The sequence below is a fragment of the Ruegeria sp. HKCCA6707 genome, from assembly GCF_013033515.1.
GTDB lineage: Bacteria > Pseudomonadota > Alphaproteobacteria > Rhodobacterales > Rhodobacteraceae > Ruegeria.
Map to the genome: position 1 here is coordinate 155,859 of NZ_WQEG01000005.1, position 22,541 is coordinate 178,399.

The following is a 22,541-nucleotide window of genomic DNA, read 5'->3' on the forward strand; positions in this document are numbered from 1 at the left end:
GCAATAGTATAGCAGCGTGCCAAGCCGCCGATCAGGGAGTTCTCATTTAGATGTTTACCGTTTGCAACCCCGTACGCAAGCTGGCGCGTTTCGCGACCGTTCTGGCCGCCGCAGCCGTGCTGGCCGCCTGTGAACCCGGTGGATTTGGTGGAGGTCCGTCGATCAATACCTCCGAGCCTGTGCCCGTTGCTTTGCTGGTTCCAAGCGGCTCACCCCAATCCGGTGATGCAGAGCTTGCCCGCAGTCTTGAGAATGCCGCGCGTCTGGCCATGTCGGATCTGCCAAATGTGCTGATCGATCTGCGGGTCTATGATACTGCAGGCAGCGCCAATACAGCCGCGGCAGTGGCGCAGCAGGCTGTTGCCGACGGTGCCAAGATCATTCTGGGGCCCGTCTACGCCCAGGCTGCGAACTCGGCAGGCCTGGCTGTTTTGAACAACAACGTCAATGTGCTGTCCTTCTCGAACAACACCAGCATCGCGGGTGGCAACGTTTATGTTCTGGGCCCAACCTTCCAGAACACCGCCGACCGTCTGGTCAGCTATGCAGGCCGCCAGGGCAAGTCGAGCGCTGTCATTGTCAGCAGCAACGACGCCGCTGGTCAGCAAGCGCAGTCGGCAATTGCCTCGGCTTTAGGCAGCAGCCCGGTGGCCAATGCGGGCACGGTTAATTTCGAACGTTCGCAGCAAGGTGTGATCGACTCGATCCCAACAGTCAAAGCGACTGTAGACGCCAACAACGCCGACGCGATGTTCCTAACCGCCACAACGGCGGGGGCCCTGCCGCTGTTCTCGCAACTGCTGCCGGAAGCAGGTGTATCACCGGCCACCACGCAGTATATCGGCCTGACTCGCTGGGATATCCCCGCGCAGACACTTGAATTGCCCGGTGTGCAAGGCGGGTGGTTCGCTCTACCCGACCCTGCCAAGGCGCAAGCCTATCGCCAGCGGTACAACAACACGTATGGCGAAGCGCCGCATCCAATCAGCGGGTTGGCTTATGACGGCATCGCTGCTATCGGCGCACTGGTCAGCCAGGGGAATTCCAACGCACTGTCCGGCGCCGCCCTGACCCAAGGGGCCGGCTTTCAAGGAGTCGGAGGCATCTTCCGCCTGCTGCCCAACGGAACAAACCAACGCGGCCTCGCGGTCGCGACAATTCAGAACAAACAGGTGGTTGTGATTGACCCTGCCCCACAAAGCTTCTCTGGCGCCGGATTCTGATTGGGCTCTTCGGATCGCTCCTCCGCTGGGGGAGCTGATTTGCCCGGCAGACGAAATCTTCGACAGCGCCGCGGTCAGCACTCAGCTTGCCAACGCATTCGAGACCATCACGGATAACACCGCATTACGTGCCGAAACGGTGCGCATTCTGCGGGACACCCAGAAAACAGGACGCAAAGCTATAGCAGAGGCTTTTGCCGAACGTCCTTTTGATGCCCGACCGCTGACCCGCTCATACGCCTATCTTACCGACCAACTGGTCTGCGTCGCCATGCAGGTATCCAGCGAAAAGCTGCACCCGCTGGCCACGCCTACGCGCGGAGAGCGGATCGCAGTGATGGCGGTGGGCGGCTATGGTCGTGGCGAAATGGCCCCAGCTTCGGATGTCGATCTGCTGTTCCTGACGCCCTACAAGATCACCGCCTGGGCCGAGAGCGTCATCGAATCCATGCTGTACATCCTTTGGGATCTGCGGCTTAAGGTTGGCCATTCCTCGCGCACGATCAAGGATTGCCTGCGCCTTGGGGCCGAGGATTTCACGATCCGCACCGCGATGCTGGAACACCGACAACTGGCAGGCGACAGCGCCCTGGCGCAAGAGCTGGACACCCGGCTGCAAGAAGATCTGTTCAAAGGTTCTGAAAAGCAGTTCATCGAGGCCAAACTACAAGAACGCGAAGCGCGGCACCTCAAGCAGGGCCAACGCTATGTGGTCGAACCGAACGTCAAAGAGGGCAAAGGCGGGCTGCGCGACCTGCAATCGCTCTACTGGATCGCCAAATACATCTACGGCGTACAGGACGTGGCTGAATTGGTGCCGCTCGGCCTGTTTACCGCCGAGGAGTTTCGGGGTTTTGTCCAGGCCGAAGAATTCCTTTGGGCGGTCCGGTCTCATCTTCATTTGGTCACTGGCCGGGCAACCGAACAACTGACCTTCGACCTGCAGGTCGAAGTGGCCGAGCGCATGGGGTACAAAGACCGCGCCGGGCGTCGCGGCGTCGAAATCTTTATGCAGCGCTATTTCCGCGAAGCCACAAGCGTGGGCGAGTTGACCCGGATCTTCCTGACCAAGCTGGAAGCTGCTCATGTCAAAAGCGCGCCTCTGCTTGAACGGATCTTCCGCCGCCGCCCCCGGGTCAAAGACGGGTACAAGGTTGTACACGGGCGTCTGGATGTTGCAGATCCAGACACGTTCCTGACCGACAAGCTGAATATGCTGCGCCTGTTCGAAGAAGGTCTGCGCACCGGAATGCTGATCCACCCGGACGCGATGCGCCTGGTCTCGGCCAATCTGGATCTGATCGACGAAGATATGCGCAACGACAAGGAAGCGCAGCGTATCTTTCTGGATCTGATGCTGAAGCACGGAAACCCCGAGCGCGCATTGCGGCGCATGAACGAATTGGGTGTTCTGTCGACCTTCCTGCCCGAGTTCGAGCCCATCGTCGCGATGATGCAGTTCAACATGTATCACAGCTATACGGTGGACGAGCACATCATTCAGTGCATCACACATCTGGCCCGAATTGAACGTGGTGAGCTGATCGAAGCTTTGCCTTTGGCGTCATCGATCCTGAAAAACGGCGTGAACCGCAAGGTTCTCTATGTCGCTTTGTTGCTGCATGACATCGCAAAAGGCCGCCCCGAGGATCATTCAATCCTGGGCGCCCAGATCGCGCGGAAGGTGGCGCCACGCTTAGGGCTCGGCAAGTCCGAGTGCAAAACGGTGGAATGGCTTGTGCGTTATCATTTGCTGATGTCGGACATGGCACAGAAACGCGACATCTCGGACCCGCGTACAATCCGCGATTTTGCTAAGGCGGTGAAAACCGTCAAACGTCTGGATCTGCTGACGGTCCTGACCGTCTGCGATATTCGCGGCGTTGGACCAAACACTTGGAACAACTGGAAAGCCACGTTGTTGCGCGCGCTACATGCCGAAACCAAGCGCGCGCTTGAGACCGGTATGGAAGACCTCAACCGCGCCAATCGCGGAGCTGAGGCGAAAAAGGCGCTGCGAGCCCGACTTGCAGATTGGCCCAAGGCGGACCTCAAGACCGAAACCGGGCGGCATTACGATCCCTATTGGCAGGGCCTCAACACCGCGACCCAAGTCGAATTTGCCGAGATGCTGCGCGCATTGGAAACCAGCGGAGACCCCGGCGCGATGGAGATCCGCCTGCATCCCGACGAGGATCGCGACGCTACCCGTGCCTGTTTCGCCATGGCAGACCATCCGGGCATTTTCGCGCGCATTGCGGGGGCTTTGGCGCTTGTTGGGGCCAATGTGGTGGATGCTCGCAGCTATACGACCAAAGATGGTTACGTGGCTGACGCCTTCTGGCTGCAGGATGCGCAGGGCCGGCCGTTCGAGGCTGATCGCCTGCCGCGTCTGACCAAGATGATCAGCCGAACGCTGAAAGGCGAGGTCGTGGCGCAAGAGGCGCTCAAATCCCGCGACAAGATCAAGAAGCGCGAAAAAGCCTTTAACGTTCCCACGCATATCACTTTCGACAATGAAGGGTCCGAGATCTATACGTTGATCGAGGTCGATACCCGCGATCGCCCTGGTCTGCTCTATGACCTGGCGCGCGCGTTGGCGGCATCGAATGTCTACATCGCCAATGCAGTGATCGCCACCTATGGCGAACAGGTGGTCGATACATTCTATGTCAAAGACATGTTTGGCCTGAAATACCACTCGGAAAGCAAACAGCGCGCCTTGGAAAGCCGGTTGCGCAAGGCCATTGCCGACGGCGCCGAGCGCGCCGCGTCATGAAACAGATCCGTCTGTTCTCGGGCCTGTTCACAGTCGGGTTCTGGACGCTTGCCAGCCGTATCCTTGGTTTCGTTCGAGAGATCCTGCTAACCGCCTATATCGGACCCGGAACGGTGATGGATGCCTTTGTAGCAGCCTTCCGCTTGCCCAACATGTTCCGCCGGTTCTTTGCCGAAGGCGCCTTCAATGCGGCTTTTGTGCCGATGTTTTCCAAGCGGCTGGAAGGAGGCGAAGATGCGCAGGGCTTTGCCCAAGATGCGTTCAACCTGCTGGCCGTCGCGGTTCTGACACTGGTCGGCCTGGCCATGGTGTTCATGCCAGCCCTGGTCTGGATCACCGCCGAGGGGTTTTATGGCGACGAACGCTTCGATCTGGCGGTTGACTACAGCTATGTGGTGTTTCCCTACATCCTGTTCATGGCTTTGGCCGCGCTGTTTTCCGGGGTGCTGAACGCGACAGGCCGGTTTGCCGCAGCGGCAGCGGCCCCCGTCTTGTTGAACATATTCGCCTGCTCGGCCCTCGTTTTCGGGGCGATATCGGGGGGCGAAGTCATTCGTTGGCTGATCGCCGTCATCCCCGTTGCCGGGGTTGCCCAATTGGCGCTGGTCTGGGTTGCAACCGAACGCGCCGGGGTCGTAATCCGCCCCGGGTTTCCAAAACTCAGCCCGGAAATGCGCCATATGGTCCGCGTTGCTGTGCCTGCCGCTCTGGCGATGGGGGTCACTCAGGTCAATCTGGTGGTCGGGCAATTGGTGGCATCCAAGACCGAAAAAGCCGTGAGCTGGCTTTTTGCCGCTGACCGTCTCTATCAATTGCCGCTGGGTGTGGTGGGGATTGCGGTCAGTATCGTATTGCTGCCCGACCTGTCGCGCCGTTTGCGCGCAGATGACAAGGACGGCGCTCGCAACGCTTTTTCCCGCGCGGGCGAATTCACCTTGCTGCTGACCATTCCTTCGACCGTCGCTTTCGTCATCATCCCGCAACCGTTGGTGTCGGTCCTGTTTGAACGTGGCCAGTTCAGCACCGAAGATACAATCGCAACCGCGATGGCCGTGGCCATTTACGGCATCGGGCTGCCTGCCTTCATGCTGCAGAAGCTGCTTCAGCCATTGTTCTTTGCCCGCGAAGATACCAAATCGCCGTTTCGCTATGCGGTGGTGGCCATGGTGGTCAATGCGGTGCTGGCGTTCGGGCTCTTTCCACTGGTGGGCTGGATCGCCCCGGCCATTGCGGCCTCGGCTGCGGGTTGGGCGATGGTGCTGTTGCTGGCCATTGGCGCGCGCCGCATGGGTGATGAGGCCCGATTTGATGAGCGTTTCAAACGCCGGATCTGGCGTATCGTGGCGGCATCAGCTGGAATGGGCGTGGTGCTTTACGCCGCGATCCAACTATTCGGCTGGGCATTCCAACTGGAAGGCTGGCGCTATTTGGCCCTGGTTTTGCTGATCGTAATTGCCGCAGCGGCCTATTTCATCCTTGGCCATCTGCTCAAGGCATTCCAATTGTCCGAGTTCAAACGCGCCTTGCGACGGTCGTAATCACTCGCGACGGATGCGGCTTACGATCCGGGACCAGCCGCCCGGTGCCAGAACGAAGGACAAACCAAACCCTGTAGCGAAACCGCCCAGGTCAGCGACCCAGTCCGAGGTCCCCCCAAACAGCAAACCAAATACAAGCTGAATGCCCATCAGCATCGCAATCAGGCTGAACGCTCGCGACTGGTTTTCTCCGATCAAAGACAATCTGCGCCACAACAGCCAGGTAAATGCGCCGATCAGCCCATAGACCGGCGGGAACCCTCCGACCAAGGGATAGGCCGGGTCCAACAGCAGCACATAGGCCAAAGCGCCGCCCACACCGGACAGTACAAAGATCACCAGCATCTGCACGCCACCAAAAACCTCGGCCACCATCTTGCCCATCGCCAGTAAAAAGACGGACACAAAAATGGCCTGAGTGAAGCTGCCCGAGACAAACGGATAGGTGACAAAGCGCATCACATAGTCCAGCGGCCAGCGCCCGTTTTGCACCATCCAGTTGAAGACATTGGGCGAAAACGAATATTTCTCAAGCGCCAGCAGCCGCCATCCGACAGCTTCGGGTCCGCCGATCAATCCGCGTGCGCCAAGGGTAAAGGCCAGCTCGATCCCCATGATACACAAAAACAGCGCCACAACGGCGGGTGGCAAGGGGTTCACGGCGTGTACATTGTGGTCACTGCTCATTGGGCGGCCCTTTGCGGCTGTTGACGTCCCTTGACCTCATGGGTAAGCGACGGGGGCTGATTTTTCCAGACGGGAGTTTCCTTCGATGACCGAGACCCAGTTCACGCCGCGCGTGTTTTCGGGCATCCAGCCTTCGGGCGGGTTGACCCTGGGCAACTATTTGGGCGCGATGAAACGCTTTGTGGACATGCAGGGCGCCGATTTCGAAACGATCTATTGCATGGTTGACCTGCACGCGATCACCACCTGGCAAGATCCAGCAGCATTGATGCACAACACCCGTGAACTGTGTGCCGGTTTCATTGCCGCAGGCATCGATCCAGAACAATCGATCCTGTTCAACCAAAGCCAGGTACCTGAACACGCCCAACTCGGATGGATCTTTAACTGTGTCGCCCGCATGGGCTGGATGCAGCGCATGACCCAGTGGAAGGACAAGGCCGGCAAGAACCAGCAGAACGCCTCGCTGGGCCTGTTTGCCTATCCGTCGCTGATGGCTGCAGATATCCTGATCTATCACGCGACACACGTTCCAGTGGGTGAAGACCAAAAGCAGCATCTAGAGCTGACACGCGACATTGCGATCAAATTCAACAACGACTTCGGCGTTGATTTCTTTCCCATCACCGAGCCGGTGATCGAAGGGGCTGCCACCCGTGTCATGAGCTTACGTGACGGGTCCAAGAAGATGTCCAAATCCGACCCCTCAGATATGAGCCGCATCAACATGACCGATGATGCTGACACGATTGCCAAGAAGATCCGCAAGGCCAAAACTGACCCGGATGCTTTGCCTTCCGAGCTCAAGGGGCTGGACGACCGTCCCGAGGCGCGCAATCTGGTCAATATCTACGCGGCCCTCAGCGACAAGTCTGCTGCGCAGGTGCTGGCCGAGGTGGGTGGCAAGCAATTCGGGGAGTTCAAACCGATGCTGGCCGAACTGGCGGTCGAGAAACTGTCTCCGATCTCGTCGGAAATGGCGCGCCTGATGGGTGACCAGTCGGAGATTGATCGCATCCTGGCGCGCGGGGCTGAACGCGCGAGAGAGATCACCGCACCGATCCTGCGCCAGACCTATGAGATCGTTGGAATGGTTGGCGCGGGTTCCGATTAAGCCGCGCTGACAATCCGCTGGACCTCTGCGTGATGCCCTCCTAGTTTGGCCCAAACTGTGGAGGGCATCATGGCAGTCGGAAAGAATATCCGCACCTATTTCGAAGGTCAGTGGCACGATGGCGACGCACCGATTATGCGCGCTGCGGATCATGGCGCGTGGCTGGGCTCGTCAGTCTTTGACGGGGCGCGGTATTTCGATGGCATGGCTCCGGATCTCGATGCCCATTGTGCGCGGGTGAACCGGTCAGCCGAAGCTTTGATGCTGAACCCGACCGTGACACCCGAGCAAATGGTCGAGATCGTGCGCGAAGGCCTTCAATCCTATGCACCAGACGCCGCAGTCTACATCCGCCCAATGTATTGGGGTATCGACGGCGACATCACGGCTATTGTCCCGCAAAGCGACACGACCGGATTTGCCATCTGCCTGGAAGAGATCCCGATGGCACCCGAGGCTGCCTCCGTCACGCTGACAACCACCCGGTTCCGCCGTCCGGTCTTGGAATCCGCAGTGGTCAACGCCAAGGCCGGATGTCTTTACCCCAACAATGCGAGAATGCTGAAAGAGGCGCGGTCCAAGGGGTTTTCGAACGCGCTGGTGACGGATGCAATGGGCAACGTCGCCGAAACAGCAACCGCCAACATCTTCATGGTCCGCGACGGAGAGGTGTTCACCCCTGTCCCCAATGGCACGTTTCTGGCCGGGATCACCCGCGCCCGGCATATGAAGAACCTGCGCAGCGATGGCGTCAAGGTCCACGAAACAGTGCTGAGTTTCGATGATTTCCACGCAGCAGACGAAGTATTCATGACGGGGAACATGAACAAGGTGACCCCAGTAACTGCCTTGGATGACACGCAATATCAGGTTGGCCCCATTGCTCGCCGCGCCCGCGAGATGTATTGGGATTGGGCTGCAAGTGCGGGTTAACCCAAACCGCTCTGGTTGCCAGCCTGTTCAGCTTCGGGCATGATCTGGGAAAAAGAAAGAGGACAATAATGCGCAAGTTTCTGGTTGTTCTGGATGACAGTCGCGAATGCCTGAACGCAATGCGCTTTGCAGCGATGCGTGCGGCCCATACCGGTGGTGGCGTCACCATCCTTTCGGTCATCCCTCCAGACGAATTCAATCACTGGATCGGAGTGGCCGAAGTAATGCGCGAAGAGGCGCGCGAACGTATCCATGCCCATTACGAGGTCTTTGCAAAATGGATGCGTGACAAGCAAAAGGTTGAACCTGTGCTTGCGATCCGCGAAGGCGACCCGGTGGCTGAGATCATTGCACATGTGCAATCAGATCCGGAAATCGGTGTGCTGGTTCTTGGTGCGGGGACCGACAAGAAGGGCCCCGGCCCTCTGATCACGCAGTTGACCAAGAACTCGGGCAGCTTGCCGATCCCGATCACTATCGTTCCCGGTGACCTGAGCAAGGAAAAGCTGGAAGAAATCACCTGAGGGATCACCATGGGCGCGCAGCTTGAATTCTGGTTCGATTTCGCGTCCACCTACTCATATCTCAGCGCGATGAGGATTGAAGATGAGGCCGCCCGGTGCGGGGTGTCTGTGTCGTGGCACCCTTTTCTTCTTGGGCCGATCTTTGCCCATCAGGGCTGGGCGACATCCCCCTTCAACCTTTACCCGGCCAAAGGGCGCTATATGTGGCGCGATATGGAGAGGTTGTGCGATGAACGCGGCCTTCCCCTGCACCGCCCGGAACCGTTTCCGCAGAACAGCCTGAAAGCCGCACGGTTGGCATTGGCCGTCGATGCCCAGACTGATCGTGCAGCGTTTTGCCGGGCCGTTTTTTCGGCCGAATTTGGCGAAGGCCACGATATTTCTCAGGACAGCGTGTTGACTGAATGCCTGCGAAAGGCGGATTTACCTGCCGAAAGCCTCGCGCTGGCGGCCGACCCCGCGATAAAAGCCGCCTTGTTTGAACAGGGCGCGCGGGCCAAGGCCTTGGACCTGTTTGGTGCGCCCAGTTTCGTGGTCGAGAGCGAGGTATTTTGGGGTGATGACAGGTTGGACGCTGCCCTGTCATATGCCAGCGCACTTTAGAACGATTCCAATTCTTGACTTCCTTGGCCCTCGGGCGCATATCTGAACCAACAGAAACGGAGCCGCGCCATGTTCATCCAAACCGAATCCACACCAAACCCGGCCACGCTGAAATTCCTGCCTGGACAGACGGTTCTGGACGCAGGCACGGCTGATTTTCCGACCCCCGAAGCTGCCGAAAAATCACCGCTAGCGCAGCGTATTTTTGGCGTAAATGGCGTAACGGGCGTGTTCTTTGGCAATGATTTTGTCACAGTGACCAAGACCGACGACGTGCAGTGGGATCACATCAAACCGGCGATCCTTGGCGCGGTGATGGAGCACTACCAATCCGGTCAGCCAGTGATGTGCGAGGATGCCCAAACCGCCTCGGGCCATGCTGAACATACCGGCGAGGATGCCGAAGTCGTCAACCAAATCAAAGATTTGCTTGACAGCCGCGTGCGTCCGGCGGTCGCGCAAGACGGGGGTGACATCACCTTTCACGGGTTCGACCGCGGTGTGGTTTACCTGCATATGCAAGGGGCCTGCGCAGGCTGCCCGTCTTCAACCCTGACGTTGAAAATGGGCATCGAGAACCTGCTGCGTCACTACATCCCCGAGGTGACCGAGGTACGCCCGGTTGCCGTCTGAACCCATAATACTGGCATTCGACACATCGGCCGCGCATAGCGCGGCCGCTTTGTTGCGGGGCGACGACATTCAATCAGCGCGGGTCGAGGCGATGACCCGGGGGCAGGCCGAACGGTTGATGCCTCTGCTGGAGGAGTTGTTGACGGACAGCAACTGCGCGTGGTCGGATCTGGATGCAATCGGTGTCGGAACCGGGCCCGGCAATTTCACGGGTATTCGTATCTCGGTCTCGGCTGCGCGTGGTCTTGCACTGGGGCTGGGCGTTCCTGCGATTGGCGTCACTGGGTTCGAGGCTCTGTCCCGCCTGGCCCCGCAGGATCAGCTTGCCGCGATCCCCGCCCCACGCGAACAGATTTATGTGCACCCAACGGGGCAAGACCCGCAGCTCATACCGCAAGACGCGGCTGCTAAGCTTGGTCAATTATTCATTTGTGATGACCCCAAAGATCATGTCTGCGCGATTGCGCATATAGCGGCGCAGCGCGCCTCGGATCCGGCTTCACCCCCTGCTCCGCTCTATATTCGCGCAGCCGATGCGGCCCCATCAAAAGACCGTCCACCGGTTCTGTTGGACGAATGACACCGCAAGAGATGGCCGATACCCATGCCGCTGCCTTCGTCACAGCGCGCGCCTGGACAGCAGACGAGTTCGCCGACCTGAGCGCCAACCGGTTTACACATATTTTGGGCGACCATCGGTGTTTTGCTGTGTTCACAGTAATCGCGGACGAGGCGGAACTGCTGACCATCGCGACTCACCCCAGGTTTCAACGTCAGGGTTTGGCCCGACATTGCATGACCCAATGGCAGGCCAGAGCCGCAAAATTGGGCGCGACACGGGCTTTTCTGGAAGTGGCTGCAGATAATTCCGCTGCGTTCGCGCTTTATGCGGCAAGCGGTTACCGCGAATGCGGCGTAAGAAAAGACTATTATTTACGCGACCATGGGCCCAAGATCGATGCGATTTTGATGGAAAATCAGCTGATTTGACCCTTTATCGTGATTTTTTTGACCATTCGGGCAAAAAACCAGTTGATAGTCTCTGTTGCAAACCGGATAAATTCTCTTCATCACAATAGATATGCTCGCTCTGAGTGGGTGACCGGGGTTGTTGCGGCCCTGGACCAACGACAAAAACCAACGGGAGTAAAAAATGATCCTGATGAAATCTTTGATGGGTGCCGCCGCTGCTGTCGCTTTGACCGCAGGTGCCGCATTGGCTGAACCTGCGCTGATCTTCGACCTTGGTGGCAAGTTCGACAAATCTTTCAACGAAGCGGCTCATAATGGCGCGCAGCGTTGGGCCGACGAGACCGGTGGGACATACCGCGAAATCGAGCTGCAGTCCGAAGCGCAGCGCGAGCAAGCTCTGCGCCGCTTTGCTGAGGCCGGCGCAAACCCGATCATCACAATGGGCTTTGCCATGGCGGATCCGCTGTCTGCTGTTGCAGGTGACTATCCGGACACAAAATTCGTTGCGGTTGACGTGACCTGGCTGGACGCGCCGAACATCCGCCAGATCGGTTTTGCCGAACATGAAGGATCGTACCTGGTTGGCATGATGGCCGCGATGGCGTCTGAATCAGGCACAGTCGGCTTTATCGGCGGCATGGATATTCCGCTGATCCGTCACTTCGGTTGCGGCTATGCACAAGGCGCCAAAGCTGTGAACCCTGATGTCGAAGTTGTTGCCAACATGACCGGCACCACCCCGGCGGCCTGGAACGATCCGGTTAAGGGCTCGGAACTGACCAAAGCGCAGATCAGCCAGGGCGCTGACGTGATCTATGCGGCTGCGGGTGGCACCGGTGTTGGTGTTCTGCAAACTGCAGCCGACGAAGGCATCCTGTCGATCGGTGTGGACAGCAACCAGAATCACCTGCACCCAGGCAAAGTTCTGACCTCGATGCTGAAACGCGTAGACGTTGCCGTTTATGACGCGATGAAAGCCGGTGAAAACCTTGAAACCGGTGTCTTCGCAATGGGTCTGGCCGAAGAAGGCGTGGGCGTTGCGATGGATGAAAACAACGCGCCGTTGGTCAGCGACGAGATGAAAGGTGCCGTCGACAAGGCGCGCCAGGACATCATCGACGGCAACGTGACTGTTGTCAGCTACTACGAAAACGACAGCTGTCCTGCTCTGCAGTTCTGATGTCTATTCAGATGGGACGGGGGATCACCTCCGTCCCATTTACGTTTTGCTGCGTTGCCATACGCAGGCACCCCTTCGGCAATTGAGGACAAGACATGACCGTCCCCGCCATTGAGCTCAAAGGGATTTCCAAAGCCTTTGGGCCGGTTCAGGCCAACAAGGACATCTCGATCAGCGTCGCCCCCGGCACGATCCACGGGATCATCGGTGAAAACGGTGCGGGCAAATCCACGCTGATGAGCATCCTCTATGGGTTTTATAAAGCCGATAAAGGTGAGATTTGGATCAACGGCACCAAGACCGACATCCCTGACAGCCAGGCGGCAATCGCCTCGGGCATCGGGATGGTATTCCAGCATTTCAAACTGGTCGAAAACTTTACCGTTCTGGAAAACATCGTGCTGGGCGCGGAAGATGGCGGGCTTTTGGCCCCCTCTCTGGCCAAGGCCCGTAAGGAACTGAAAGAGCTTGAGCAGGAATATGAACTGTTCGTCGATCCAGACAAGCGCATCGACGAGATTGGTGTCGGCATGCAACAGCGGGTCGAGATCCTGAAGGCCCTGTATCGTCGGGCCGAGATTTTGATTCTGGACGAACCCACCGGTGTTCTGACTCCGGCCGAAGCCGATCAGCTATTCCGTATCCTCGACCGTCTGCGCGCCGAAGGGAAAACGATCATCGTGATCACGCACAAGCTGCGCGAGATCATGGAGAACACTGACACCGTCTCGGTCATGCGACGCGGTGAGATGACGGCCACCGTCAAGACCTCTGAGACCAGCCCTGAAGAGCTGGCCGAGTTGATGGTGGGCCGCAAGGTTCTGTTGCAGGTCGATAAAGCCCCGGCAAAGCCCGGCAAACCCATTCTTGAGGTCGAAAACCTGCGTGTCTTCGATCAAGCGGGTGTCGAGCGTGTGAAAGGCATCGACCTGACCGTGCGCGCAGGCGAAATCGTCGGGATTGCAGGCGTTGCGGGCAATGGTCAGTCCGAGTTGCTTGAGGTTCTGGGCGGTATGCGTCCGGGCCAGGGGGCTATTAAACTGAATGGCACGCCCTTGGCGCTCAGCGGGGCGGGATCAGACGGCCAGGCGCGCCGCGCGCAGCATATCGCTCATGTGCCCGAAGATCGGCAGCGCGAGGGTCTGGTGATGGACTTCCACGCTTGGGAAAACGTGGCCTTTGGCTATCACCGCGACCCGGCATATCAGCGCGGGATGTTCATGAACAACGCCGCTTTGCGGGCGGACACCGAAGCCAAAATCGAAAAGTTCGACGTGCGCCCACCCGATCCTTGGCTGGCAGCCAAAAGCTTTTCCGGCGGCAACCAGCAAAAGATTGTGGTTGCCCGAGAGATCGAGCGCAACCCAGACCTGTTGCTGGTCGGGCAGCCAACGCGTGGCGTCGATATCGGAGCGATTGAATTCATTCACAAGCAAATCGTCGCACTGCGCGATCAGGGCAAGGCGATCCTGCTGGTCTCGGTCGAGCTGGAAGAGATCTTCTCGCTCTCGGATCGGATCGCGGTGATGTTTGATGGACATATCATGGGCGAACGTTTGCCTCATGAAACCGATGAAAAAGAGCTGGGCCTGTTGATGGCCGGCGTTGCGGGAGAGGCCGCGTGAACCATGGATAAAATGCCCAAATGGGCCGATGTCGTGCTGATCCCTCTGATCAGCCTGATCTTGGCCACGATCCTGTCGGCACTGGTCATTCTTGCCATCGGAGAAGACCCGATTGAGGCCGTGAACCTGATGGTGACCGGCGCTCTGGGGTCCACTTATGGCTGGGGCTACACGCTTTATTACGCGACCAACTTCATCTTTACCGGGCTGGCCGTTGCCGTGGCCTTTCACGCACGGCTGTTCAATATCGGTGGTGAAGGTCAGGCGATGTTGGGCGGGCTTGGCGTTGCGATTGTCTGTCTGTCGGTACAATGGCCGCATTGGACCATCGCTTTGCTGGCTGCCTCGGCCGCGGCAATGGTCTTTGGAGCGGCCTGGGCGGCCATCCCGGCCTATCTTCAGGCCAAGCGTGGCAGCCATATCGTGATCACCACAATCATGTTCAACTTTATCGCCGCCGCCCTGCTGAACTATATGTTGGTCAACATCATGCGCCCGCAGGGCTCGCAGGATCCGGCAACTGCGCGGTTCCCCGAGGCCGTGCATCTGCCCACGTTCCAATCCATGTTCTCGACCGCCGAAAACGTGATGTTCCGCGGTGCGCCCGCCAACGTGACCTTTTTCATCGCCTTGCTTGCCTGTGTGGTGGTCTGGGCGCTGATCTGGCGCACACGTCTGGGCTATGAAATCCGTGCCTATGGCAAGACCGAAACCGGCGCCGTTTACGCTGGCATTTCGCCCGTTCGGATCACCATCATTGCCATGCTGATCTCTGGCGCACTGGCGGGTCTCATGGCTATCAACAACGTCATGGGCGAGGCGGAACGGTTGGTGCTGAACTCCACCGAAGGTGCTGGTTTCATCGGCATCGCGGTGGCGCTGATGGGGCGGTCGCATCCGTTTGGCGTGTTGCTGGCCGCGCTTCTGTTCGGGTTCCTTTATCAGGGTGGTGCCGAATTGGCATTGTGGACGTCGATCCCACGTGAATTGATCGTGGTGATCCAGGCGCTGGTCATCCTGTTCACCGGCGCGCTCGACAACATGGTCCGCATGCCGCTTGAAAAACTGTTTCTGGGTATGCGTCAGGGGGCCAAGTGATGGAGTTCTTTGTCACCCTCGTACAGGTACTCGATTCAACCATTCGCCTGGCCACGCCGCTGCTGCTGGCCTGTCTGGCGGGGCTTTATTCGGAACGCGCTGGCATTTTCGACATCGGGCTTGAAGGCAAGATGTTGATGGCCGCATTCTTTTCCGCTGGTGTTGCCGCTGTGACCGGTTCGGTCTGGCTGGGCCTATTGGCCGGAATCGCGGCCTCATTGCTGTTGTCGGGCCTGCACGGATTGGCCTCGATCACGTTCCGGGGCAACCAATTGATCTCGGGCGTCGCGATCAACTTTCTGGCCTCAGGTCTGACTGTTCTGATCGCGCAGAGCTGGTTCCAACAAGGTGGACGCACGCCCTCGCTTTTTGGTGAAGGACGGTTCGAGCCTATTGAGTTTCCGTTTGCCGAAGCTCTGAGCGGTGTGCCAATTTTGGGACCTATCTATGCCGAATTAATCTCCGGGCATTCGATCCTGGTCTATGTGGCCTTTCTGATGGTCCCGGCGACCTGGTGGATCCTTTATCGCACCCGCTTTGGCCTGCGTCTGCGTGCCGTGGGTGAAAACCCGGCCGCCGTCGATACGGCCGGTGTTTCGGTGGTTGGCTTGCGATTTGCAGCCGTTGCTATCTGCGGCATCCTTTGCGGCATTGCGGGCGCCTACCTTGCAACTGCGTTGCAGGCGGGCTTTGTGAAAGAAATGACCGCAGGTCGCGGCTTTATCGCCCTGGCCGCCCTGATCTTTGCCAAGTGGCGTCCCTGGCATGCCATGTGGGCCTGTCTGTTGTTCGGTTTGCTGCAAGCCATTGCACTCCGGTTCCAGAATATCGATCTGGGTGGCGTGGTGATTCCGGTACAAGTCATGGACGCCCTACCCTATATCCTAACAGTGGTTATTCTGGCTGGTTTTGTCGGCAAAGCCATTCCACCGCGTGCAGGGGGCGAGCCCTACGTAAAAGAGCGGTAATGAGTCCAGTTTAGGACTGATCTTCAGTCCTGTTCGCTGCAAAGCGGCATACAGAGTTGATTTTGTGTGCCGCAAGCGCTCTAAGGGGGCACAGACGTGCTTCGCCACAGTTTCGCAGCATTCGAAATGCCCTGCCTTTTGCTTCTGAATCGGAACAGTCTGACAGGTCTGACTGTCGCGCGCATCGTCTTTTAAGTTTGAAATCCGCAACGGTTTTGTCGCATTCCGCGACGGCACCAGTTCCCGTTAGAAGAAACCATGCAAATCTACCTTCCTATTGCCGAAGTCTCCGTAAATGCTTTCCTGTTGTTGGGCTTAGGCGGCATGGTCGGGATTTTATCGGGGATGTTCGGCGTCGGCGGTGGCTTTTTGATGACGCCGCTTTTGTTCTTTATCGGCATCCCTCCGGCAGTGGCGGTTGCGACCGAGGCGAACCAGATTGTTGCCTCGTCCTTCTCCGGCGTTCTGGCCCATTTCCGGCGACGAACTGTTGATTTGAAAATGGGAACCGTCCTGCTATTGGGCGGCCTGACCGGCGCGGCTTTGGGTGTTGTTGTCTTCAACTACCTCAAAAGCCTGGGGCAGGTCGATTTGCTGGTGCGGCTTTGCTATGTCGTCTTCCTGGGCGTGATCGGCAGCCTGATGTTTGTCGAAAGCCTGAACGCCATCCGCAAGACGCGCAAAGGCGCAACGCCTGCCAAACGGCGTCAGCGCGGGTGGATCCATGCCCTGCCCTTCAAGATGCGGTTTCGGACCTCTGGTCTTTATATCTCGGTCATTCCGCCACTGGTCGTGGGTCTGCTGGTAGGTGTGCTTTCAGCCATCATGGGTGTTGGCGGTGGCTTTATCATGGTTCCCGCGATGATCTATCTGCTGGGTATGCCAACTAAAGTCGTTGTGGGTACATCCCTGTTCCAGATCATCTTCGTCACAGCCTTTACAACAATGCTGCATGCCACCACCAACTTTACAGTGGATGTGGTGCTGGCTGTGCTTTTGCTGGTTGGTGGCGTGATCGGTGCTCAAATCGGTACCGTGATCGGTGCCAAACTGCCCGCTGAACAGTTGCGGGTGATGCTGGCCGCTCTGGTTTTGGCTGTGTGCATCAAGCTGGGCCTAGACCTTCTTTTGCAACCGACCGAGCTCTATTCGCTCGGTACTGCAGGAGGGCACTAAGCATGTATCGTCTCATCGCCGCCCTATGCCTGTTCTGCTTGCCCGCAGCCGCCGCCCAAGAAGAGGTTGTGCTGGGTCTGAGCCAAGACCGCGTGTCCATCACTGCGGACTTCGACGGATCTGAAATCCTGATTTTCGGCGCTGTCAAACGCGAAGCGCCGATCCCCGAAGGGCCGCCACTTGAAGTTGTGGTCACTGTCGCCGGCCCGTCCGAGCCTGTTATCGTGCGCCGGAAAGAACGGAAGTTCGGTATCTGGGTCAATGCCGACAGTATCGAAGTTGATTCAGCGCCCAGCTTTTATGCTGTTGCAACCTCAGCCCCGTTTCACGACTCGCTGACCAACACCGAAGACTTGCGATACAAAATCTCAGTTGAACGTGCCATCCGTTCCGTTGGTGCCGACATGAATGTGGAAGGTGCTCAGGATTTCGCAGCTGCTGTTATCCGAATTCGCGAGAACGAAGGGCTTTATTCCATCCTTGAAGACACCGTTGCTGTTGACGAACAAACCTTGTTTCGAACGTCAATTCAAATGCCCGCCGACTTGACCGAAGGCGACTATGCGGCGCGTATTTTCCTGACTCGCGGTGGCAAAGTCGTATCGACGTTTGAAACCTCGATCGACGTCCGCAAAGTGGGTTTGGAGCGCTTCTTATACAACATGTCACGCCAGCAACCCATCTGGTACGGGCTTATGTCCCTGGTGATCGCGATCGCCGCTGGTTGGGGTGCATCGACCGTGTTCCGCCTGCTGCGCGAAAACTGACCAAGGTTTTCGCGCGCGCGCGTTGGCGTTAAAGCTCCTCGGCTTCCAACGTAAGCGAAGCCGCTGGAACCTTGCGCAGGTCGTCCACACGCAACGGGTGCGTCGGCTTGGACAGCCGGTTACGCACAACCCAGATCAACCTGTCCTGCGCGCGCGTGATGGCTACATAGGCCAATCGCTTCCACAAAGGCTGCCCGGCCTCAGACCGCCCCATGCGCGCCGCTGCATAGATATCGGGCGCGAACACCTGAACCGTATCCCATTGGGAGCCCTGCGCTTTGTGGATCGTCACCGCCGCCCCGTGCAGAAAAGTTGCGCCCATGCGAGCGGCATAGGGAATAAAGGGCTCTTCCTCATCCGGTTTTTCGATCTGGACAATAGACGCCGCGCTAACCTGTGGGTCTTCTGCCCCCATGACATGCAGCCGCGAAAACCCTGGCTTGCGACCGGGGCCCAGATAGATGACCTGAGCTCCTTTGATCAGCCCGCGCGCTTCTAGATCCAACCGTTTCTTGCGGTGCTTCAACGGCAACTCGATCCCGTCGCAAATCAGCGGTTCACCTTCCAATAGCTCGGTTTCAGGCGCACCGTGGACGTGACGAAACGCCTGGATCAGACGAATACGTGTTGCATTGCGCCAGACCAGAACCGGGCTACGGGCCATCAAGTCAACTTCGACCCGCTGACCCCAGACAACACGGTCATCCTTGCGGGCCGTGTCTTCGACCAAGCGCTCGAATTCCTCGAACCCCATTGCCGGGTCAGCCAAAGCGTGGGCCAAATCCAGAATCGGGTTGTCAGCAGTTTGACGATGCACCCGGTGTAGTGTCAGCTTACGCGGCTCGGGCAAACCCTCGAATACCATAGAGCCGGATTGATTAACCGGTGCCAACTGCGCTGGATCCCCGAACAACAAGAGCGTTGGAAAGATCTCTTTCAGATCTTCGAATTGGCGATCGTCCAGCATGGAAGCTTCGTCGACAAAGCCGATATCCAACGGCTCTTCGCGGCGTTTCCAGCCGGTGATGAAATCCGAACCACGCAGCCCGGCTGCCGCCAAAGCGCCTGGGATGGACTTGTTATTTGCGTAAAACGCCTCTGCCCGGTTCAAAGCTTCGTCGGTCAAACCCTCGATCTCGGGACGTTCTTCGTTACCCGCCAGCCATTCGGCAATACGCTCATATTCGGGGTCGTAGACTGGTGTGTACAAAATGCGGTGGATGGTTGTCGCGGGCACACCGCGTAGACGCAAAACACTGGCGGCTTTGTTGGTCGGTGCCAGAATAGCCAAGCTGCGTTTGTCGCGAGATTTCCGGCTTTCGAAGTCGCCCGATACCAGATTGACACCGGTTTCAGCCAATGCCTTGTAAAGCTCGGCCAGTAGTAGTGTTTTACCAGACCCCGCCTTGCCAATCACGGCCATCACGCCGGATTTCCCAGCCCCTGGCAGCTTGAGCAGCGCGTCATCTTCCAGATCCACACCCGCACTTCGCAGCATTTCTGCAATGCTGTCATAGGCGGCGGCCTGGTCTTCGGAAAAGGTAACCTGGGGCAAGGACATGGCGCGACCCTACAGGGCCGCACCGCTATCGACCAGATGCCGATTTCGCTTTTCTGTGCCTTCTGGCAGACAAGGCGAACCGGTGTTGATTTGCTGCCCCAAAGGCGGTCTTGAACCACAGGCGCGACAGCTCACGCGGGATACCCGCTCGGGCAGCGACGCGATTGCAGTCTTCGGCGGAATAAGGCCACAAACCAACCGAGATCTGATCACGACCCGCCCCTTGCGAACCCAACACAACGGGAGACGATCCGATCATGCGGTAAATCCGGATCATACGCGCATCAAAGACACCTGCAATATGGGTCAACCCAAACCCTTCCATGATCTCACCACCGCTTAGCATTATGGCCCCAGCCGTGTGCGGATTGGCAGTGCGCGACAGGCAAAAGCGAGTGACCTCCCAAATCAGCGGGCTGCGAATCGGGCTGCCTCCGGTCAGGTGGCCAAAGACCTCATTTACCATGACGGGCCCGGTTGTCGGCAGAACCCGCATCGACCCGCCATGCGAGCCATCCGGCTCTTCCCAAATCACATAAAGCGGGTTCAGATCATCATATTGATCCCGTTCTTCCCCTTTTTCATTGACCGAAACGTCCCACCCTAGGCGGGTCTTGAACTGATCGGCACGGTCGCGAAACATCCCCTCAGCCAGCACCGGATATTTGTGCAATTCATCTGCATATACATAACGCAGCATGACGTATTCCCCTTGTCGTCCATGTCTGGAACAAAAGGAGTACGTAAGCTTGGTTAATTAACCATTTGGGCACCGTTCGGTGGTTAAACGACTATTAAACCTCTGGTCAGCGCGGTGGCGATCGCATGGGTCGTATTCTGCGCGCCCAGCTTTGATCGTGCGCTTTCGATATAAGCGCGCAGAGTATGTTCTGAGATTGAAAGCGAATGCGCGACCTGTGCCCGGCTGTATCCAAGCGCCAGCAAAGTCATCGCATCGATTTCGCGCGGAGACAGGTTGCGCGGTGTATCTGGCTGCCGCTCTCGGGCAAATTCCAAGGCCTTACGGTTGATGAAATGGGCAATCAGGATCAGATCGCAGCGATAATCACTGATAAAGCTCTCCCATTCCTCATCGCTGCAACTGTGATTAACGGTGAAAAGGGCAAATTGCCCATTAGGTCCGCGCAATGGGACGGAATAGCCTTGATTACCAACACCATGTTCGCGCGCATCCTGCAAAAACGCCTTTGCGGCCTTGCCTGACCAATCCAACTGTTTCCAGTCGACCGGGTGAAATCGTTGAAAACATCCCAGAATGACCGGATCGATACGGTGATAGTTGCGGGCTCTGTAGCGATCACCCCAAGCCTCGGAGTAGGTGAAAAACCCATATTGGTCACCAGCCCCATCAACCCAGTGATAGATAATATGGTCAAGCTTAAGATTGTCCCGCAGGCGGATCGACGCTTCGGTAAGCTCTTCAAGCGTGCTGGTGTTTTCCAAATCCTCTGGGATCTGGCTCAAGTCGAATTTTCTTCCCATTCGTGGGCGTCCGCGCCTCTTCCTGCATGGACGATATCTCGGCCGCAGCGATCAGCCGTGTATCATTCAGCTGTTCGGCAAGCGCGGTCATACCATTTGCCACCGCAAAGGCGTTGAGATCCGACAACACGTCCAATATCCACTCATTCTGCGCCATCAAGGTGTCCCCGAAATAGTTAACGAAGGGTTAACACAACCATAACATGTATGAGTTAATTCGGCATATTCACTGCTTTCTACTCCCCAAAAATAGTGGGTCATCAAAAAACAAGCCGTTGAAATCGCATCTATCGTGAAAACTGTTGACCGGCCCGCCGCGACAGTCCTCGTCGCGGCGGGCCCAAGGCATGGCACACGCGCTACCCGCGGCCTCCGGCAGCCAGAACTTCTTCCAGCGTGCGCATTCCGGTTTGTGGCGCTTGCACCAAAACCGACATATTGCCCGGCTTATGCTCGTTCCGCATCATCTTCATATGCGCCTCGGGCAAGTCCTTCCAGGTGAAGACCTCGGACATACACGGATCCAAACGGCGCTCTACCATCAGTTGGTTTGCCGCCGAAGCCTGTTTCAGATGGGCAAAATGCGAACCTTGCAGGCGCTTTTGGTGCATCCACATATAACGCACGTCAAAGGTCAGATTATAACCCGTGGTGCCGGCGCAGATCACAACCATGCCTCCCTTTTTCACCACGAATGTGGAAACCGGAAAAGTGCTCTCACCGGGGTGTTCGAACACCATGTCGACATTCACGCCTTTACCGGTAATGTCCCAGATCGCCTTGCCGAACTTGCGGGCTTCTTTGAACCATTCGGCATATTCGGGGGTGTTCACCGTCGGCAGTTGCCCCCAACAATTGAAATCCTTGCGGTTCAGAACACCCTTGGCGCCCAGATCCATCACAAAGTCACGTTTGCTTTCGTCCGAGATCACACCAATGGCATTTGCACCCGCAGTATTGATCAACTGGATCGCGTAAGAGCCCAAACCACCCGAAGCGCCCCAGACCAGAACGTTTTGGCCGGGTTTCAGATCATGCGGCTCGTGCCCGAACAGCATCCGATAGGCCGTCGCAAGCGTCAGAGTGTAACAGGCGCTCTCTTCCCAGGTCAGGTGTTTGGGACGTGGCATAAGCTGCTGGGCCTGCACATTGGTAAACTGTGCAAACGAGCCGTCCGGCGTCTCGTACCCCCAGATCCGCTGGCTCGGGGAATACATCGGGTCACCGCCGTTGCAGTATTCGTCATCGCCGTCGTCCTGGTTGCAATGGATCACAACCTCATCGCCCACTTTCCAGCGTTTGACCTTGTCGCCAACTGCCCAGACGATACCCGATGCGTCAGAACCCGCGATGTGAAACGGCTGACCGTGGCCGTCAAAGGGGCTGATCGGTGTGCCCAGAGACGCCCATACGCCGTTGTAATTGACACCCGCCGCCATCACCAGAACCAGCACCTCATGACTGTCCAGCTGCGGGACATCCACGACCTCAAGCTGCATCGCCGTGTCAGGATTGCCATGGCGCTCACGCCGAATGGCCCATGCATACATTTGTTTGGGCACATATCCCATCGGGGGGATTTCACCCATCTCATAGAGGTCTTTTTCCGGCGCCTCGTACGACGCGATGCCGCTGTCGATGTCCAAAGCCATGCTGG

22 protein-coding genes are annotated in these 22,541 nt (G+C 57.7%); 16 read left to right on the top strand and 6 right to left on the bottom strand.

All coding sequences use genetic code 11. The features are described from left to right. Positions 1–50 precede the first annotated feature (50 nt). Genes GOW40_RS13610 through murJ form a run of 3 tightly spaced genes read left to right on the top strand, consistent with a single transcriptional unit; the run spans position 51 to position 5,540 of the window. Positions 51–1,223 carry a penicillin-binding protein activator gene (locus tag GOW40_RS13610; RefSeq protein WP_171130830.1) on the top strand — a complete coding sequence of 391 codons (1,173 nt, stop codon included), beginning with the start codon at positions 51–53 and terminating at the stop codon, positions 1,221–1,223. After that, positions 1,183–4,002 carry a [protein-PII] uridylyltransferase gene (locus GOW40_RS13615; protein ID WP_171130833.1) on the top strand — a complete coding sequence of 940 codons (2,820 nt, stop codon included), beginning with the start codon at positions 1,183–1,185 and terminating at the stop codon, positions 4,000–4,002. Before GOW40_RS13610 ends, GOW40_RS13615 begins: the two co-directional genes overlap by 41 nt. After that, entirely contained in the window at positions 3,999–5,540 is a 1,542-nt protein-coding gene (gene murJ / locus GOW40_RS13620) for a murein biosynthesis integral membrane protein MurJ (protein WP_171130835.1), read from the top strand. The genes GOW40_RS13615 and murJ overlap by 4 nt, the downstream gene beginning before the upstream one ends. Here the strand turns inward: murJ and GOW40_RS13625 are convergent, their stop codons facing one another. Beyond that, on the bottom strand, positions 5,541–6,227 hold the full coding sequence (locus GOW40_RS13625; protein WP_171130837.1) for a rhomboid family intramembrane serine protease: 687 nt from the start codon (positions 6,225–6,227) through the stop codon (positions 5,541–5,543). 85 nt (positions 6,228–6,312) lie between these two features. Here GOW40_RS13625 and trpS point away from each other — a divergent pair, with 85 nt between their 5' ends. From trpS to GOW40_RS13690, 13 genes are all read left to right on the top strand, one after another. Then, complete coding sequence (trpS, locus tag GOW40_RS13630; protein WP_171130839.1) at positions 6,313–7,341, top strand: tryptophan--tRNA ligase; 1,029 nt, start codon at positions 6,313–6,315, stop codon at positions 7,339–7,341. Positions 7,342–7,410: 69 nt separating this feature from the next. Then, positions 7,411–8,274 (top strand): branched-chain amino acid aminotransferase, encoded by an 864-nt coding sequence (locus GOW40_RS13635; protein ID WP_171130841.1) that lies wholly within the window; start codon positions 7,411–7,413, stop codon positions 8,272–8,274. A gap of 68 nt (positions 8,275–8,342) precedes the next feature. Beyond that, positions 8,343–8,798, top strand: a complete 456-nt coding sequence (locus GOW40_RS13640) for a universal stress protein (protein WP_171101011.1) — start codon at positions 8,343–8,345, stop codon at positions 8,796–8,798. A 9-nt stretch (positions 8,799–8,807) separates the two neighbouring features. Beyond that, entirely contained in the window at positions 8,808–9,401 is a 594-nt protein-coding gene (locus tag GOW40_RS13645) for a 2-hydroxychromene-2-carboxylate isomerase (protein WP_171130843.1), read from the top strand. Positions 9,402–9,470: 69 nt separating this feature from the next. Next, positions 9,471–10,034, top strand: coding sequence for a NifU family protein (locus tag GOW40_RS13650; protein ID WP_171130845.1), 564 nt, complete (start codon positions 9,471–9,473; stop codon positions 10,032–10,034). Continuing rightward, positions 10,024–10,614 carry a tRNA (adenosine(37)-N6)-threonylcarbamoyltransferase complex dimerization subunit type 1 TsaB gene (gene tsaB / locus GOW40_RS13655; protein WP_171130848.1) on the top strand — a complete coding sequence of 197 codons (591 nt, stop codon included), beginning with the start codon at positions 10,024–10,026 and terminating at the stop codon, positions 10,612–10,614. The genes GOW40_RS13650 and tsaB overlap by 11 nt, the downstream gene beginning before the upstream one ends. Beyond that, on the top strand, positions 10,611–11,024 hold the full coding sequence (locus tag GOW40_RS13660) for a GNAT family N-acetyltransferase (protein ID WP_171130850.1): 414 nt from the start codon (positions 10,611–10,613) through the stop codon (positions 11,022–11,024). The genes tsaB and GOW40_RS13660 overlap by 4 nt, the downstream gene beginning before the upstream one ends. A 163-nt stretch (positions 11,025–11,187) precedes the next feature. Continuing rightward, positions 11,188–12,186, top strand: coding sequence for a BMP family protein (locus GOW40_RS13665; protein WP_171130853.1), 999 nt, complete (start codon positions 11,188–11,190; stop codon positions 12,184–12,186). Positions 12,187–12,281: 95 nt separating this feature from the next. Next, complete coding sequence (locus GOW40_RS13670; RefSeq protein WP_171130855.1) at positions 12,282–13,811, top strand: ABC transporter ATP-binding protein; 1,530 nt, start codon at positions 12,282–12,284, stop codon at positions 13,809–13,811. Between the two features lie 3 nt (positions 13,812–13,814). Next, on the top strand, positions 13,815–14,909 hold the full coding sequence (locus GOW40_RS13675; RefSeq protein WP_171100998.1) for an ABC transporter permease: 1,095 nt from the start codon (positions 13,815–13,817) through the stop codon (positions 14,907–14,909). After that, positions 14,909–15,877: an ABC transporter permease gene (locus tag GOW40_RS13680; protein ID WP_171100996.1), complete on the top strand. Its 969-nt coding sequence runs from the start codon at positions 14,909–14,911 to the stop codon at positions 15,875–15,877. The genes GOW40_RS13675 and GOW40_RS13680 overlap by 1 nt, the downstream gene beginning before the upstream one ends. Before the next feature lie 258 nt (positions 15,878–16,135). Then, positions 16,136–17,053: a sulfite exporter TauE/SafE family protein gene (locus tag GOW40_RS13685; RefSeq protein ID WP_171100994.1), complete on the top strand. Its 918-nt coding sequence runs from the start codon at positions 16,136–16,138 to the stop codon at positions 17,051–17,053. 2 nt (positions 17,054–17,055) lie between these two features. Next, entirely contained in the window at positions 17,056–17,820 is a 765-nt protein-coding gene (locus tag GOW40_RS13690) for a TIGR02186 family protein (protein ID WP_171130857.1), read from the top strand. A gap of 28 nt (positions 17,821–17,848) precedes the next feature. On the opposite strand, the gene GOW40_RS13695 is transcribed toward GOW40_RS13690, so the two are convergent. The 5 genes from GOW40_RS13695 to ccrA all read right to left on the bottom strand — a co-directional run bounded on the left by GOW40_RS13695 (position 17,849) and on the right by ccrA (position 22,536). Next, complete coding sequence (locus GOW40_RS13695) at positions 17,849–19,381, bottom strand: ATP-dependent RecD-like DNA helicase (RefSeq protein WP_171130859.1); 1,533 nt, start codon at positions 19,379–19,381, stop codon at positions 17,849–17,851. A 25-nt stretch (positions 19,382–19,406) separates the two neighbouring features. Beyond that, positions 19,407–20,081: an acyl-homoserine-lactone synthase gene (locus tag GOW40_RS13700; protein ID WP_171130861.1), complete on the bottom strand. Its 675-nt coding sequence runs from the start codon at positions 20,079–20,081 to the stop codon at positions 19,407–19,409. Positions 20,082–20,164: 83 nt separating this feature from the next. Beyond that, entirely contained in the window at positions 20,165–20,884 is a 720-nt protein-coding gene (locus tag GOW40_RS13705; protein ID WP_171130863.1) for a LuxR family transcriptional regulator, read from the bottom strand. Further along, a complete protein-coding gene (locus tag GOW40_RS13710) occupies positions 20,823–21,041 on the bottom strand; it encodes a hypothetical protein (RefSeq protein WP_171100726.1) in 219 nt (72 codons plus the stop codon). The genes GOW40_RS13705 and GOW40_RS13710 overlap by 62 nt, the downstream gene beginning before the upstream one ends. 202 nt (positions 21,042–21,243) lie before the next feature. Then, positions 21,244–22,536, bottom strand: a complete 1,293-nt coding sequence (gene ccrA / locus GOW40_RS13715; protein WP_171130865.1) for a crotonyl-CoA carboxylase/reductase — start codon at positions 22,534–22,536, stop codon at positions 21,244–21,246. Positions 22,537–22,541: the final 5 nt, after the last annotated feature.

Coding starts and splice junctions, on each gene's coding strand:
- GOW40_RS13705 (WP_171130863.1), bottom strand. CDS start 20,884: ATGGGAAGAAAATTCGACTTGAGCCAGATCCCAGAGGATTTGGAAAAC.
- GOW40_RS13700 (WP_171130861.1), bottom strand. CDS start 20,081: ATGCTGCGTTATGTATATGCAGATGAATTGCACAAATATCCGGTGCTG.
- murJ (WP_171130835.1), top strand. CDS start 3,999: ATGAAACAGATCCGTCTGTTCTCGGGCCTGTTCACAGTCGGGTTCTGG.
- GOW40_RS13695 (WP_171130859.1), bottom strand. CDS start 19,381: ATGTCCTTGCCCCAGGTTACCTTTTCCGAAGACCAGGCCGCCGCCTAT.
- GOW40_RS13710 (WP_171100726.1), bottom strand. CDS start 21,041: ATGGCGCAGAATGAGTGGATATTGGACGTGTTGTCGGATCTCAACGCC.
- GOW40_RS13690 (WP_171130857.1), top strand. CDS start 17,056: ATGTATCGTCTCATCGCCGCCCTATGCCTGTTCTGCTTGCCCGCAGCC.
- GOW40_RS13645 (WP_171130843.1), top strand. CDS start 8,808: ATGGGCGCGCAGCTTGAATTCTGGTTCGATTTCGCGTCCACCTACTCA.
- GOW40_RS13665 (WP_171130853.1), top strand. CDS start 11,188: ATGATCCTGATGAAATCTTTGATGGGTGCCGCCGCTGCTGTCGCTTTG.
- GOW40_RS13685 (WP_171100994.1), top strand. CDS start 16,136: ATGCAAATCTACCTTCCTATTGCCGAAGTCTCCGTAAATGCTTTCCTG.
- GOW40_RS13610 (WP_171130830.1), top strand. CDS start 51: ATGTTTACCGTTTGCAACCCCGTACGCAAGCTGGCGCGTTTCGCGACC.
- GOW40_RS13650 (WP_171130845.1), top strand. CDS start 9,471: ATGTTCATCCAAACCGAATCCACACCAAACCCGGCCACGCTGAAATTC.
- GOW40_RS13670 (WP_171130855.1), top strand. CDS start 12,282: ATGACCGTCCCCGCCATTGAGCTCAAAGGGATTTCCAAAGCCTTTGGG.
- GOW40_RS13640 (WP_171101011.1), top strand. CDS start 8,343: ATGCGCAAGTTTCTGGTTGTTCTGGATGACAGTCGCGAATGCCTGAAC.
- trpS (WP_171130839.1), top strand. CDS start 6,313: ATGACCGAGACCCAGTTCACGCCGCGCGTGTTTTCGGGCATCCAGCCT.
- GOW40_RS13680 (WP_171100996.1), top strand. CDS start 14,909: ATGGAGTTCTTTGTCACCCTCGTACAGGTACTCGATTCAACCATTCGC.
- ccrA (WP_171130865.1), bottom strand. CDS start 22,536: ATGGCTTTGGACATCGACAGCGGCATCGCGTCGTACGAGGCGCCGGAA.
- GOW40_RS13675 (WP_171100998.1), top strand. CDS start 13,815: ATGGATAAAATGCCCAAATGGGCCGATGTCGTGCTGATCCCTCTGATC.
- GOW40_RS13625 (WP_171130837.1), bottom strand. CDS start 6,227: ATGAGCAGTGACCACAATGTACACGCCGTGAACCCCTTGCCACCCGCC.
- GOW40_RS13635 (WP_171130841.1), top strand. CDS start 7,411: ATGGCAGTCGGAAAGAATATCCGCACCTATTTCGAAGGTCAGTGGCAC.
- GOW40_RS13660 (WP_171130850.1), top strand. CDS start 10,611: ATGACACCGCAAGAGATGGCCGATACCCATGCCGCTGCCTTCGTCACA.